Origin of the sequence: Hymenobacter taeanensis (genome assembly GCF_013137895.1) — a bacterium.
In the GTDB taxonomy this organism is placed as follows: Bacteria; Bacteroidota; Bacteroidia; order Cytophagales; family Hymenobacteraceae; genus Hymenobacter; species Hymenobacter taeanensis.
Genome location: NZ_CP053538.1, coordinates 4,028,528 through 4,041,390, shown reverse-complemented (window position 1 = coordinate 4,041,390; position 12,863 = coordinate 4,028,528). Strand labels below are relative to the sequence as shown.

General features: G+C 56.7%; 10 protein-coding genes. 4 read left to right on the top strand and 6 right to left on the bottom strand.

Annotation, left to right across the window (positions count from 1 at the left end):
* Positions 1–220 precede the first annotated feature (220 nt).
* Complete coding sequence (gene ligA / locus HMJ29_RS16870; protein ID WP_171592583.1) at positions 221–2,383, top strand: NAD-dependent DNA ligase LigA; 2,163 nt, start codon at positions 221–223, stop codon at positions 2,381–2,383.
* Between the two features lie 162 nt (positions 2,384–2,545).
* A complete protein-coding gene (locus HMJ29_RS16865; protein WP_171592582.1) occupies positions 2,546–2,974 on the top strand; it encodes a rhodanese-like domain-containing protein in 429 nt (142 codons plus the stop codon).
* 126 nt (positions 2,975–3,100) lie between these two features.
* On the opposite strand, the gene HMJ29_RS16860 is transcribed toward HMJ29_RS16865, so the two are convergent.
* On the bottom strand, positions 3,101–4,027 hold the full coding sequence (locus HMJ29_RS16860) for a polysaccharide deacetylase family protein (RefSeq protein WP_171592580.1): 927 nt from the start codon (positions 4,025–4,027) through the stop codon (positions 3,101–3,103).
* Positions 4,028–4,150: 123 nt separating this feature from the next.
* On the opposite strand from HMJ29_RS16860, the gene dapA reads away from it, so the two are divergent.
* The gene (dapA, locus tag HMJ29_RS16855) at positions 4,151–5,020 is read left to right on the top strand and encodes a 4-hydroxy-tetrahydrodipicolinate synthase (protein ID WP_171592579.1); all 870 of its coding nucleotides are present in this window, start codon (positions 4,151–4,153) and stop codon (positions 5,018–5,020) included.
* A 193-nt stretch (positions 5,021–5,213) separates the two neighbouring features.
* Here the strand turns inward: dapA and HMJ29_RS16850 are convergent, their stop codons facing one another.
* Together HMJ29_RS16850 and HMJ29_RS16845 are read right to left on the bottom strand one after the other, a co-directional pair.
* Positions 5,214–5,951: a (Fe-S)-binding protein gene (locus tag HMJ29_RS16850; RefSeq protein WP_171592578.1), complete on the bottom strand. Its 738-nt coding sequence runs from the start codon at positions 5,949–5,951 to the stop codon at positions 5,214–5,216.
* Positions 5,952–6,306: 355 nt separating this feature from the next.
* Complete coding sequence (locus HMJ29_RS16845) at positions 6,307–7,164, bottom strand: hydroxymethylglutaryl-CoA lyase (protein ID WP_171592577.1); 858 nt, start codon at positions 7,162–7,164, stop codon at positions 6,307–6,309.
* 190 nt (positions 7,165–7,354) lie between these two features.
* Here HMJ29_RS16845 and HMJ29_RS16840 point away from each other — a divergent pair, with 190 nt between their 5' ends.
* On the top strand, positions 7,355–8,692 hold the full coding sequence (locus HMJ29_RS16840; RefSeq protein ID WP_171592576.1) for a M23 family metallopeptidase: 1,338 nt from the start codon (positions 7,355–7,357) through the stop codon (positions 8,690–8,692).
* Positions 8,693–8,983: 291 nt separating this feature from the next.
* Here the strand turns inward: HMJ29_RS16840 and HMJ29_RS16835 are convergent, their stop codons facing one another.
* The 3 genes from HMJ29_RS16835 to HMJ29_RS16825 all read right to left on the bottom strand — a co-directional run bounded on the left by HMJ29_RS16835 (position 8,984) and on the right by HMJ29_RS16825 (position 12,426).
* Positions 8,984–9,586: a hypothetical protein gene (locus HMJ29_RS16835; RefSeq protein WP_171592575.1), complete on the bottom strand. Its 603-nt coding sequence runs from the start codon at positions 9,584–9,586 to the stop codon at positions 8,984–8,986.
* Between the two features lie 330 nt (positions 9,587–9,916).
* Positions 9,917–10,642: a hypothetical protein gene (locus HMJ29_RS16830; protein ID WP_171592574.1), complete on the bottom strand. Its 726-nt coding sequence runs from the start codon at positions 10,640–10,642 to the stop codon at positions 9,917–9,919.
* Positions 10,639–12,426 carry a S8 family serine peptidase gene (locus HMJ29_RS16825; RefSeq protein ID WP_171592573.1) on the bottom strand — a complete coding sequence of 596 codons (1,788 nt, stop codon included), beginning with the start codon at positions 12,424–12,426 and terminating at the stop codon, positions 10,639–10,641. The genes HMJ29_RS16830 and HMJ29_RS16825 overlap by 4 nt, the downstream gene beginning before the upstream one ends.
* Positions 12,427–12,863 lie beyond the last annotated feature (437 nt).

Sequence of the window (12,863 nt, the reverse complement as noted above, 5' to 3'; positions counted from 1 at the left end):
GAGGGAGCTTGCTGTTTTTTTAGCGTAATAGGTTCAGCAGTATTACTCTACTCCGCTAGCCCACTCGTTCTGAAAATATGGGCCGGCTAGACCCGTATTACCGCCTTTTCTTTGAGCACGACAAATGCCCAATGCGTAGCTTGCGCACCTGTTGGCGGCGTTTGGTTTGCCCATTCAGCTGCCAGCAACGTAAGCTTCTGAGCCACCCAAGCGAAGTTCCATGACCGACATTCAGCAACAGATAACCGCTTTAACGGAGCGGCTGCACCACCTCAACTATCAATATTACCAGCGTGACATTTCTGAAGTGCCTGACCAGGACTTCGACCACATGCTAGCAGAGTTGGCCCGCCTAGAGAAGGAATACCCCGAATTTGCCCACCCCAACTCTCCTACTCAGCGCGTGGGTGGCACTATAACCAAGCAATTTCCCACGGCTGAGCACCGCTACCCCATGCTCAGCCTTGGCAATACCTACTCAGAGGCAGACTTACGGGAGTTTGATGAGCGCGTGCGCCGGGGGCTGGAAGGCGCCGATGTAGCATATGTTTGTGAGCTGAAATTTGACGGCGTTGCTATGAGCCTGACCTATCAGGATGGGCAGCTCACCCAGGGCGTTACGCGCGGCGACGGTACCCGTGGCGACGTGGTAACCAACAACGTGCGCACGATCAAGAACCTGCCCCTGCACCTGCGCCCGGCAGCCAACCAGCCTAAAGAGTTTGAAGTGCGCGGCGAGATTTTTATGCCCCTACCGGTATTCGCAGACCTGAACATAGAGCGTGAGGCCAACGGTGAGCAGCTGCTGGCTAACCCGCGCAATGCAGCTAGCGGTGCGCTCAAGCTCCAGGACTCGGCACTGGTGGCGGCCCGCCGTCTGCGCTTTTACGCGTACGCCTACCTTACCCCAGGGCGGGGATCTTTCCCTACGCACAGCGCGGCCCTGGAGGCTATGTTGAGCTGGGGCTTACCCGTTTCTGATACCTGGCGCCGCTGCCACTCTATTGAGGAGGTGCTGGCCTTTGTGCATGAGTGGGACAAGCAGCGCTTCACGCTGCCCGTTGCCACCGATGGCATAGTCATCAAGGTTGATGACTTCCAGCAGCAGGAAATACTGGGGTTCACGGCCAAGAGCCCACGCTGGGCTATTGCCTACAAGTACCCCGCTGAAGCCGCCCGCACCCGCCTCAACAGCATCCAATACCAGGTGGGCCGTACGGGGGCAGTAACGCCAGTAGCCCTCCTCGACCCCGTGCCGTTGGCTGGTACCGTGGTGAAGCGCGCCTCAGTGCACAATGCCAACCAGATTGCGGCCCTTGACCTGCGCCTTAACGATATGGTATTTGTGGAAAAGGGTGGTGAAATCATTCCTAAAATTACGGGGGTTGACCTGAGCGCCAGGCCGGCAGAAAGTCAGCCTATTCAGTACCCTACAGAGTGCCCCGCCTGCGGTACGCCCTTGGTTCGGCCGGAGGGCGAAGCGCACTTCCGCTGCCCCAATGACCGCGGCTGCCCACCTCAGCAGAAAGCCCGCCTAGAGCACTTTGTGTCGCGCAAAGCTATGAACATTGATGGTTTGGGAGCCGAAACTGTTGGCCGCTTCTTTGACCTGGGCCTCGTGACCGATGCCGCCAGCCTCTACGACCTACCCGCCCATGCGGTCGAGCTGGCCCAGCTCGACCGCATGGGCGAGAAGTCGGTGCAGCGGCTTGTAACTGGCCTGGAGCAAAGCAAACAGGTGCCCTTTGACCGGGTACTGTTTGGCCTGGGCATCCGGTACGTGGGGGAAACCGTGGCCGAAAAGCTAGCCGCTCACTACCGCACTATAGAAGCGCTCAGCGCTGCCAGCGCCACCGATCTGGCTGCCGTACCCGAAGTGGGCGGCGTAATTGCCGAATCGGCGGCGGCGTGGTTCCAGGAGCCCGAAAATCAGGCTCTGATTAGTGGCCTACGGGCAGCAGGTGTGCAACTGGCGCTTACTGGTGAAGCTCCGCAAGCCGTTAGTGACCGACTAGCCGGGCTGACATTTGTGCTTTCGGGTGTGTTTGAGCAGCATAGCCGCGAAGACCTGCAGCAACTCATACAGCAGCACGGCGGTAAGGTAACGGGCAGCATCAGCAAGAAGCTCAGCTACCTAGTGGCCGGCGACAAAATGGGGCCGGCCAAGCGTGAAAAAGCTACTGAACTGAAAGTGCCCATCATCACGGAGGCTGACCTGCTGGCCATGTTACCAACCGGCACCACTGCGCCCGAGGAAGATGAACCGAACGATACCCCTTCCCTCCTGACAGCTGAATTGCTCCCGGCTCCGGATACCACCGGCAACACCACCGCTGACGAAAAGCCAGGTACTGGCCTAGGGAAGCAGGGCTCGTTATTTTAACAAGGGCTTACGGTTACTATACCCATTCCAAACGTGCGCCCCAAAAGGCTGGCTCAGGGCTGGTACTGGCCTATCTAAGGAACATTCTCCCGGACAGGCCAGTTACCCAAAAGCCAGCCGCCCCTACAACGTGCTCCGCTACTTCCTTACTTAGAACTCCATATGATCCGTTTTGCTTTTCTAGCCTCAGCTCTCTTCTTGGCCGCCACTGGTGCCTTCGCGCAGGGTCAACCCCAGTCAGGTTCTCCTGCTGCTGGCACCGCCCCAACCACAGTTGTAGCGCCCACGGTGCCCGTAGCCTCCTTGGCAACAGTACAGCGGGCACTGGCGAAACCCGGCGTGGTTCTGCTGGATGTGCGTACCCCTGAGGAGTATGCGGCGGGCCACCTCAGCAATGCGCAGAACGTAAATTTTCGGGCTGCAGATTTTACCACTCAGGTCAGTCAGCTTGACCCCACGAAAACCTATGTATTGTACTGCGCCTCCGGAAACCGCAGCGGCAAAGCCACGGTGCTCTTTCAGGAAAAAGGATTCAAGAATGTCATTAATGCCGGGGCCTTTAAAACGCTGCAGGAAGGCGGCGTGAAATAGCCACCTACGGGTGAGCATACTATCCTGAAACTGCTAGTGGCCTAGAAGCCATGGCCTCACCAAACACAACGGCCCGGCCCACCAGATAGGTGAGCCGGGCCGTTGTGTTTGGCACTGTACTATTGCTTAGAAGCTCTGTACAATGCTGTTATGCAGGGTGCGAGGACTCCAGTAACCGCTGGCAATAATCCGGCGGATGGTGAACAACGGGTCTTGCTGGTCGCGCTTCTCGGCCAGCACGAAAGCGGCATCCATACCGCGCTTCTTTAGCTCCGGGAAAGCCTCAGGGTTCCAGAGGCCGAAGGGATAAGCGAAGTAGTTGATCTTCTTGCCAGTAATTTCCTCCAGCTGCTTGGTGGGCTTCTCGATCTGGGTTACCCAATCCTGGCCCTGGTATTTCTTCACGTTGTGGTGGTCCCAGGTGTGCGAACCGATTACGTTACCTTCATCGGAAAGCTGCTTCACCTGTGCCTTAGTCATGTAGTTGGGGCGGCCCAGGCTCACGGTCATCACAAAATACACGGCCTTGTAGCCGTACTTGTCCAGCGTGGGCCGGGCAACGGTGAACTGGTCGAGGTCGGTATCGTCGAAGGTGAGCATGATGGGCTTGCTTGGCAGCGGCGCCCCGGTGGTGAGGTAGGCAAATAGCTGATCGGGCAGAATGCTGTGGTAGCCGGAGTCGGCCAGCATTTTGATCTGCGCCTTAAATTGCTCTACCGGTACGATGTAGTCTTTGGCTCCTTTCGAGTCTTTGGCGCGCCAGTCGCGAATCTGGTGGTAGCACAGAATGGGCACCTGGGGCCGGGCCAGAATGGCGGCGGCATCGGCACGCTTGCTGGCCGGGATGGTGGCCGGGCTGCCGGTGCTGATGTCGGCGGCGGTAGCGTTGCCAGCGGTGGTAATGGTAGCCGTAGAGGCTGAGTCAACGGCAATGGCCGTGGCAGATGCTGCATTTTCGGCGGCTGTGGCCGTTTTGGCGTCGTTGCAGGCCGTTAGAGCGCTGAGCGTGGCGATGGTGGCAGCTGCCAGCAACGGGTAATAAGTGAACTTCATGAAATGGGTTAACGCGACCGGCCCGGAGAGCCGAACTTTTACAGGAAACGAGCTGACCTTCGCCGTTGGCATAGTACCTTCGCTGCGGGTCTTCCCATTACAAATCAACCGCTAATTTCCCGCATGGACAAACTCCGTGGCACTGGCGTAGCCCTCGTTACTCCCTTCACTCCTACTCCTGATTGCGCCGTCGACTACGACGCTCTGCGCCGTCTAGTTGATTTTACCCTCGAAGGTGGGGTAGAATACCTCGTTATCAACGGCACCACGGCCGAGTCGCCGACTCTCACCACGGAAGAAAAGGCCGAGATTTTGCGCGTAGTGCGTGCGCAAGTTAATGGCCGCGTACCACTGGTGTATGGCATTGGCGGGAATGATACGGCCGCCGTAGTTCGCACCATTCAGAATACTGACCTATCGGGTATCACGGCGCTGCTCTCAGCCAGCCCCCACTACAACAAGCCCAGCCAGCGCGGCATCATTGCCCACTATGAGCGCATTGCCGACGCTTCGCCGGTGCCAGTGTTGCTTTATAACGTGCCCGGTCGCACCAGTTCTAACCTTACCGCCGCTACTACCCTGCTACTTGCCCAGCACGCCAACATCATTGGCATCAAGGAGGCCAGCGGCAACTTAGAGCAGTGTATTGCCATTGCCGCCGCTAAGCCAGAGGACTTCCTCTTGATTTCGGGTGATGATATGATGACCACTTCCCTCATCAGCTTCGGCGCCGTAGGCATCATCTCGGTACTGGCCAACGCCTTTCCGCGCCGCTTCTCCGACATGACCCGTCACGCCCTGACCGGCGACTATAAAGCAGCCAGCCAGTTGCTGTTCGGCTTTGTAGAGCTCAACCCGCTGATGTATGAGGAGAGCAACCCGGTGGGCGTAAAGGCCGCTTTAGAAAGCCTTGGCGTATGCTCCGGCTCCGTGCGCCTCCCCCTCGTGGATGCCTCGGAAGGCCTCAGAACTCGGATTCAAAAACTAATCTAGGCCACTCAGGTTCGGGCAAGGACGTAGCGCTTGTAAAGAGGCTGTTCTTATGTGAGCACTCACACTTGTCAATCTAAAAGCCCTTACCTCCACCACGGAAGTAAGGGCTTTTTGTTACTTACTGCTTTTACCGCTACAGAAGGGAGCCTACACCAACCGACAATTGCTGTGTCCTTGCCCGGGCCTGAGTAGCCTACCAGCCGCTGGCCAGCACATCGGCTACGTGTAGCGTCTTGATGGGCTTTTTTTCGCGGCGAATGTAGGCATCGAGGTGCATGAGGCAGCTGGTGTCGGTGCTGATGAGGTAGTCGGCGCCCGTGGCCAGGGCATGTTCTACTTTCTGTTCGGCCATGGCCACGGATATGGCTTCGAACTTCACGGCGAAGGTGCCCCCAAAGCCGCAACAGGTTTCAGTTTCGGCCATCTCAAGGCGCTCTAGGCCAGGTATGGCATCTAGGAGCAGCCGCGGCGCTTCCCGGATACCGCACTCGCGCAGGGCGGAGCAGGAGTCGTGGTAGGTGTACTTGCCTTGCAGGCGCGCCTGCGGAATGGACTTCACGCCCATTACATCCACCAGAAACTCGGTCATTTCAAACGCCCGCCGCTCTACGCCGTGGTAACGGCCAGCATCAGGGGTGCCCTCAAACAACTCAGCGTAGGTGTTGCGCACCATCCCGATGCAGGAAGCCGAGGGACTCACGATGTACCGTTCGTGTTGGGTAGGGAAATCGTCGAGAAACTTGCAGGCTACTTCCCGGCTCTGCTCTTTGTAGCCGGCGTTGTAAGCGGGCTGCCCGCAACAGGTTTGGGCGGCATTATAGTGTACCTCGCAGCCCACTGCTTCCAGAACCTTCACCATGTTCATGGCGGTTTCAGGAAAGAGCTGATCTACGAAGCAGGGAATAAACAGGTCGACTTGAGGGGCAGACATACTGAAGGGTACTGGTGATGCTTGATAAAGAGATTGATGGCACGAATGAGGCAGGTCGAACTAGGGTAATATCAATAAAACATTCCTACCAGCGTTCCAAGCAAGTATTTGCAAGCGATATCCTCTGAGTTAAAGCTCAGCAAGTTCGTTTTTTTACCTCGCTCGCTGTAATACACCTCCCAGGCCTGACCGTTCCTATTCAGGCACATTGCCTCGTTGGGAAAACCACCTCTCAAGTCGTAAGAGTCGTTGCGAATTTTCATTCGCGTCAAAATTCACGCTAAATCGAGGCTATTCATGCCAAGTAGTACTCACTAGTTGCCACTTATTACAAGTGCTCTTCCCACTAATTAGGCTAGTAATGCCCAGCAAAAATCCGCTGATTCCACTCCAGGGCATCAGTGAGAGCTTCTAAATTGAGAATGGGCTCCTCTTCCACTGTCACGCCAAACTCCAGTAGGCGCTCGGTGGGCATATTGCCGGTCAGCTGGTCAGCGGCCATAGGGCAGCCGCCATAGCCGCCCAGGGCACCGTCAAAGTGGCGGCAGCCAGATTCATAAGCGGCCTGCACTTTCTCCTGCCAGCTATCAGGGGTAGTGTGCAGGTGAGCACCAAATCGGATGTTCGGGAAGGCCGCCGTCAGCTCCCGGAAGGCAGGACTGATGGTAGCAGGCGTAGAGGCGCCAATGGTATCAGAAAGCGCCACAATAGACACGCCCAGCGCATCAAGTTTCTGGGTGAACTCTCCCAGTACACCGGGGCTCCACGGGTCGCCGTAGGGGTTGCCGAAGCCCATGCTCAGGTATACCACCTGCTCCTGCCCAGTGCGGGCGCACAGTTCCTGCATCCGCGCTACATCATCGAAGGCCTGGGCGATGCTCTTGTTGGTGTTTCGCTGCTGAAAGGTTTCAGACACCGACAATGGAAAGCCGATGTACCGTATTTGGGGGTGCTGGGCGGCGGTTTCGGCTCCGCGCAGATTAGCCACAATGGCCAGCAAATGCGTGCCCGACTGGCCTAGATCCAGCCCGTCGAGCACTTCGGCCGTGTCGGCAAGCTGCGGAATAGCCTTCGGCGACACAAAGGAGCCAAAGTCGAGGGTTTGAAAGCCTACCCGCAGCAGTGCATTGAGATAGGCAATTTTATCGGCGGTGGGTATGAACGTAGGCCAGCCCTGCATGGCATCGCGGGGGCATTCGGTGAGGTGGAGCATGGAAGGTGGGGCTTGCTTGGGAGCGTAAAGGTAGTGGTGGCTGCCGACTGTTCTGCGGCCAAGCTATACCATATGCCTAGGGAGGCCAACAGCAGCTGAGCAACAGATGATGGAAGCAATCCAGACCGAACTACTACGCGGCGGCGGGGGTTTATCTTATTACTTATCTACCATCGCCTGATCCTCTTCCATGCTGCACCGCCTTCGTGCCCTGCCTGCCGTAGTTCTTGTATTATTTCTTACCGCCTGTAGCCAGAGTCAGACGCTGCAGGGTATATTCCAGAAATCAACGCCTCACGAGGAATACGCCCGCCGGCTGCGGCAGGCACGCCTGGATGAAACTGCCCTGGGCAGAGACTGGTTGCGTGCTGCCGAGCAGGCCTTGCACGACTCCCTGACCATCACACTGCCTTTCCAGGAAAGCGGCTTCTTCCCCGCCGACCGCGCCACGGCCGTGGGCTACCGGTACAAAGTCAGGAGTGGCGAAACCATTCACGTGAGCCTCAAGCTGGCCCCCGGCACCGATGCCCGTGTGTTTCTTGATGCCTTCGAACTCCATCCTGCCCAGGCCAAACCTACGCTGCTGGCCTCAGCCGATACCACCGATCTATCGTTCCGGTACACCGCCAGCAACGACCAGCAGCACGTATTGCGCGTGCAGCCGGAGTTGCTGCGGGCCGGCCGGTATACACTACGCGTGCAACGAGAGCCTAGCCTGAGCTTCCCGGTCCGGGGCAAGAATGATGCAGCCGTAGGCAGCTTCTGGGGTTCCGACCGTGATGGTGGGGCCCGCCGTCACGAGGGAATTGATATTTTCGCCAAGCGAGGCACCCCAGCCATTGCTGCCGCCAATGGCTTCATTACACGCGTCAACGAGACCAACCTTGGGGGCCTGGTGGTTTGGCTGGCAGATAATGAGCACGGGCAACACCTGTATTACGCCCACCTTGATAAACAACTGGTGCAACCAGGCCAGCAGGTGCGCATTGGCGATACGCTAGGCCTGGTGGGTAACACCGGCAATGCTCGCACCACCAACCCGCACCTGCATTTTGGGGTGTACCGCAGTGGTTCCGGTGCCGTTGACCCTTTCCCGTTTGTGCGAAGAGCTGATGCGCTGCCCCCTGCGCCGCGTGTCGCTCCGGAGCGCCTAGGCCAGTGGGTGCGCGCCAAGGAGGCCAAGCTGGCGCTGCACCGTAGTCCGGCTGCCAAAAGCAAAACAGTTGGCACCACGGCCAAACCCACCCCCCTGCTGGTGTTAGGCGTAACCACTGACTGGCTACGGGTGCAGCTGCCCACGGGCCGCACTGGCTTTGTACCGGCGCGCACGGTGCTTAAGGCCGAGCCATTACGGCGCGAGTCATTGGCCGTAGCCACTGATTTGTTTGCCCTGCCGCAACCTAATGCCCAAACCCTTGACTCGGTACCCGCTAAGGCCACGGTGGCTGTGCTGGGTGAGTTTGCAGGGTACCGCCTGGTACGACGCACAAATGGCCGCGTAGGGTGGCTGGCTCCCACGGCTTCATAAGCCAGGCTATTTTAGGGCTGCCACTACCAAACATGGCATAGTATTCTGAAGTAGGCAAGCATTACACCATTACTTGACTTACAGCAGAAGGTAGGCCACTAGCGCGCTTCATGCTTTGTTCATGCACCCACCGCTACGTTTGGTACGGTGATTGGAGTACAACGCAGTGTAGCCTTCTCAGGAAGGTTGCACCGCGTTTTTTGCGCATACCCAACGTTAGTAGCATACAAAAGGCCCGACTATTCTTAGTCGGGCCTTTTGTATGCAAGGACAGCTAAAGAAATTTGGCCTTTACTCGGCAATAACTACGGCTTTGCTGAGCTTTTTGGAGTATGCTAAGCGCCGCTCACGCCCGCCAGACCCTATATAGTCAAAGCCAACGGCCTTATTATCATCCTTCACAGAGCTCCAGGAGAGGACATCCACGTTTTGTGGTTGCACCGACGTTTTTGGGATGGCGGGCTGCACAAAACGGTCGTCGCGGAAGAAAGTATTCATGCCTTGCAGAATGGCAATTTCCTTATCGCGCGTAGTTGCTACGGCCGGATCAGTTAAGTCACGCTCATTGATCAGGGCAGAAGCGGGCATTACCTCTTTGCGTAAGGTGTCACCTTTGCTGCTTAGAATGATAAAATTAGCCTGAGCCGTGGCAATCTTGGTGCCGCGCAGCTGCAATACAAAGTTGTCTTTGGTTTTGGTGTTAGAGAAGTAGTGCGATGCATTTACCGTCCGGAGTACGCTGCGCTCCGTTAGGCGGGCGCGGCTACCTTCAGGTGTGGGTGTAAATACCTTTTGGGCATTTTTGGAAGTCCCCACTTCGCGCTCCGTGTTGATGCAGGAGGTAGTTTGCACCAGTAGAAAAGCGCAAGCTACAGGGAGTATATACTTTTTCATGTGAAGGAAATCAACCATCGTTCAATTCGCCAAAATACGAATCCTCCCGACAGATAGGCGGATAGCCGGGAGGGCTAGCCAGTATTATATGAAAGGAGTTGTGAATAACTACGTGACCTAGTTAGCTATACGCCAGTAAAACCGGCTACAACAGCATCAGCAACGTTGCCAATGAACCACAGGCCATGAAAACCTGACCTGAACAAAAGAGCCTTTCACCGCTTTTTACGCTTATTTGATCTTGCCTGGTTTAACATTTCTAGTAAATCAGCGCTTTTTCGCACAGTATCACTTACTTACACAAGGATTTGCTACAGCAGCTTAGCCGAATCAAAACAGACCAAGCTCAATTCCGATAGTCCACCTTGGCAGCTCAGGGTAGTTGGCCGGTGCTGTTTCAGTAAAGGTATCGGTTAAACGGTAGCGAACAACAGCCGCGTAGCGGTTAGAGCCCACTCTTGCCCCTACTCCAGCGGGCCACCGACGCATGTAAGACAGGCCCCGTTCATGCACCACGACGCGCGCGGCACCTGTTACCCCCTGGCGGTCTTCGTACGTGTGCACGGTGCCTGCCACCCAACCTGCCCAACCGGTTACGTCTAGGTAGTGGCCTACCACGTTGCCCCTGCGCCCAACATTAAAGCGCACGTACGGCTCAGCTAGCACTTCATGCAAAGCCAGGGCCTCAGAATAGTGCTGGGCCGAAGATGGTAGTACCTTATCAGTGGTTTGTGCTAATGCATACGTGAGCCGGGTATACCGAACGTCAAACCCGGTTGCCAGGCTGTTAGATAACCGATACTTGTGCCGCAGGCCCAAAAAATACTCCCCCGACTTAAATGGTCGCAGCTCAGCCCCGGGGCCGTTAGCCGCACCTACTACGGGAGCATACCCCACGTATAGGTGGCGAAAAAATGCGCGGTTAGGCCCGTAGGTTGCTCGCACAGTATCGCGGCTGGTAGTTGACCTGAGCAGCACCCGCTGCGCCAGGCTACGGTGAGCCCCACAAAGCCCTAGCAACAAGGTGGAGGCGAGGGCAACCGATGAAAACCTCATGAGGCAGAATACGCTTGAGTGAAACCACGGTAGTGCACGCGCAGCACATCACCTGGCCGCAGCCGCTCTAGCGGCACCCGTAGCACGGCACGCTGGGTTACCTCAAGCACTTGGTAACGCCGCACTACCCCGTTTGCGTCCAATATTTGCCAGTACAAGTAATCGGGCGGCACGGGGCCCACTACCGGCTCCTGATTAGGCAAGGAGGGTTCTGGCTGGTGAGAAGCCTCCTGGCCTAGCTTGGCCACGGGAGGCGCATCGGAGCCGTTGGGCGTTACAGCCCCAATGGAGTCTGCGTAGAGAGGTAGAGTACGGGCGGGGATGAAGGCAGCTTCAGGCCGGATAATAATAGCCACGGTAGAATCCTGACGAACAAAGTCGAAGGACGGAGCTATTGCATTCGGTGTGCTCTGGGTGAAATAGGCCGCCTGGGGCATCCCGTAGCCATGAGCGTAATCGAAGTATGGAAAGAGGCTGCCGGAACTCTGAATTTTCTGAAATAAGGTCATAACGGGCAAGTCGCGCTGCTGCTGCAACACACAGGCGGCAAAGCCCGCCATGAGCGGACTGGAGAAGGAGGTGCCCTGAGTACGTACATACCCGCCCGGAGCCGCTGCCATCACCGTTCCGAAGGCCGCCACGTTAGGCTTCAAGCGCTTATCGGCCGTAGGCCCATAGCTGCTAAAATCAATATGCAGATAGGTGTCAGGGTCAATGCCGCCCACAGCCAATACGGAGTCGCCGTCGGCGGGGGTGCCTACGGTGCGCCACTGCGCATCATCCCCATCATTACCGGCCGCATTCACCACCAGAATACCCTTACGCACTGCAAGCTCAGCGGCCCGGGCAACCAAGCTGGTGCGGCCGTTCATTTGCTCCGGAAAGTACCGCCGGGTGGTGTAACCCAAGGAAGAGTTGATGATATCGGCACCATTACGGTCGGCCCATTCCGCTGCGGCCAGCCAGGCCAGTTCCTCAGCGTACCGCTCCCGGTACATTTGCTCGGTACGGGCCAGCAGAAACTCTGCTTGCGGGGCCAGGCCTAGGTACGTACTGTCGGGCAGGCGGCCGGCAATGCAGGACAGTACTTCGGTACCATGCGAACCACCCTGATAAACATGGGGGGTGTGCTTGAGAAAGTCGTAGGTCTCAACAATGGCTTTCCGCTTCCGCAGATGGGCAAAACTCACGTGCTGATCTGCCCCATTGAAGCCTACATCAAAAATTGCAATTCGCACGCCCTGCCCCGAGAGACGAGCCCGCTGAAACTCCCGTCCTCCCAAGCTTTCCGTCTGCCGACGGGCCAGTTGCCGGTCAGTAGCCGAGAGGTTCATGGAGCCACCAGCCAGCTCGGTTGTGCGGGCGGCGGGGAGCAGCGCGGCTTCTGGCAGCGCCTCAACTGTACGCACACCAGGCAACTGGCGCAGTTTGGCCGCCTGAGCGGGAGTAGCGCGGCACGCTACTGCATTAAACCAACGGCTCACGAACTGTGGAGCTCCCACTTGCTCCTGCACGCGGGCCACATAATCCGGACGGACAGGAAAATCAGTGCTGTCGAAGGCGGGCAGGTGCTGCCGTTGTCGCCGTGCCTGGGCCTGGGGGCTGAAGTACTGATCTGGCGAAAACCGCTGGCCTGCTTTATCCGTGAATACGACCCAATACTGGCCTGGGTCAGGTGCCTTGGTTACGGCGGCGGATTGCGCGGTTGCAGTACGCCCCGCTACCAACAGCGTGCTACTCAGCAGCAACCGCCACACAGCAGAAGTAAGCGAAGACCGGTGCAAGGGAAAAAGACTAAGGGTACACTCTACAATTGTCTCCCAAGGTACGGCAAATGCTTGTTGGCACAGAGAATTGCCGTCATTATGCATGTTCCAGACCCTATATAACTGTTAGGCTAGGCTAACTCAAAAGGCGTCAGCTAAACACGTAAACTCAGCTTCTCTTATGTGCATTTTTCACGATTATCTGAAGAGCGCACTGTGAAAATATCGCAGTAGTATCAATAACGGTAATTGGCTAAATGTCATCATTCCTAAGGCCTTGTAAGGTTTTAAGGCATTAAGGAGTATGACTATTGATTTTCCACTTGCACTACTCATGTACATACGTTCTACAAGCAAGAACACCACTTTTTTCTTAACAGAAACTAGTTCTTTATCTAATGAGCTTTAAAACGTAGTGCTTTTACTTCCAACAGCTTTACCATATTAAATACAAG

Bases quoted from the DNA above. Each gene is read 5' to 3' on its own strand.
- ligA (WP_171592583.1), top strand. From the start codon at position 221: ATGACCGACATTCAGCAACAGATAACCGCTTTAACGGAGCGGCTGCAC.
- HMJ29_RS16865 (WP_171592582.1), top strand. From the start codon at position 2,546: ATGATCCGTTTTGCTTTTCTAGCCTCAGCTCTCTTCTTGGCCGCCACT.
- HMJ29_RS16860 (WP_171592580.1), bottom strand. From the start codon at position 4,027: ATGAAGTTCACTTATTACCCGTTGCTGGCAGCTGCCACCATCGCCACG.
- dapA (WP_171592579.1), top strand. From the start codon at position 4,151: ATGGACAAACTCCGTGGCACTGGCGTAGCCCTCGTTACTCCCTTCACT.
- HMJ29_RS16850 (WP_171592578.1), bottom strand. From the start codon at position 5,951: ATGTCTGCCCCTCAAGTCGACCTGTTTATTCCCTGCTTCGTAGATCAG.
- HMJ29_RS16845 (WP_171592577.1), bottom strand. From the start codon at position 7,164: ATGCTCCACCTCACCGAATGCCCCCGCGATGCCATGCAGGGCTGGCCT.
- HMJ29_RS16840 (WP_171592576.1), top strand. From the start codon at position 7,355: ATGCTGCACCGCCTTCGTGCCCTGCCTGCCGTAGTTCTTGTATTATTT.
- HMJ29_RS16835 (WP_171592575.1), bottom strand. From the start codon at position 9,586: ATGAAAAAGTATATACTCCCTGTAGCTTGCGCTTTTCTACTGGTGCAA.
- HMJ29_RS16830 (WP_171592574.1), bottom strand. From the start codon at position 10,642: ATGAGGTTTTCATCGGTTGCCCTCGCCTCCACCTTGTTGCTAGGGCTT.